Source organism: Edaphobacter sp. FHG110511_03 (assembly GCF_059115365.1).
The window spans coordinates 1-813 of the sequence record NZ_JBZYWL010000052.1 but is presented as its reverse complement, the minus strand read 5'-3'; the positions used below and the strand labels follow the sequence as shown (position 1 = coordinate 813).

Below are 813 nucleotides of genomic sequence, written 5' to 3'. Positions count from 1 at the left end.
CCATTATGTCAGAAAGTCTAAAAGGACCTGCCGCACTCATTCGCTCACAGATGAGTAGGGGAGGACACGAGCAGGGGTACGAATTTGAGTCGGAAGTATTTCTTAACCGGGTCGAAGCTAATCAGGCAAATCTCAGGTCAACCCTGCGGTCTTCCTACGACTTTATCGTCTGTGGGTCTGGATCATCCGGTTCGGTGGTCGCTCGCCGACTCGCTGAGATCGAAAATGCTAGTGTCCTCTTGTTAGAAGCGGGCGGCGGCGACGAAACTCCCGTGGTCTCGGAACCGAACCAGTGGCCGTTAAATATAGGATCGGAACGCGACTGGGCCTTTACGGGTCGTCCCTCCCAGCATTTGAACAACCGATCTATGGGACTTCCCATGGGCAAGTTATTTGGCGGTGGGTCCAGTATCAACGCCATGATCTGGTCGCGCGGACACAAGAGTGATTGGGATTTCTTTGCCGAGGAATCCGGCGATCCGTCCTGGAACTACGAATCCATACTTGGCACCTATAAACGGATTGAGGACTGGCACGGCTCTCCGGATCCGAATTGCCGAGGAACGGGAGGACTCGTCTTCGTACAGCCTGCGCCAGACCCTCACCCGATGGCGCTTGCAATGCTCGATGGTGCTAAAAGTGTCGGAATCCCTATATTCGACAGCCCTAATGGAATCATGATGGAGGGTGCAGGCGGTAGCTCTATCGTCGACACAAGGATTCGAAACGGAAAGCGTCTCTCTGTCTTTCGTACCTATGTCTTCCCATACATGGATCGGCCAAATCTGACCGTTCTTCCGAATGCACTTGTTA

1 protein-coding gene is annotated in these 813 nt (G+C 53.4%); it reads left to right on the top strand.

Going from position 1 to position 813, the window contains the following annotated elements; all coding sequences use genetic code 11:
* Window positions 1–194: 194 nt before the first annotated feature.
* The coding region (locus AC5S26_RS29905; RefSeq protein ID WP_494188597.1) for a GMC family oxidoreductase N-terminal domain-containing protein at window positions 195–813 on the top strand (619 nt) is incomplete at its 3' end.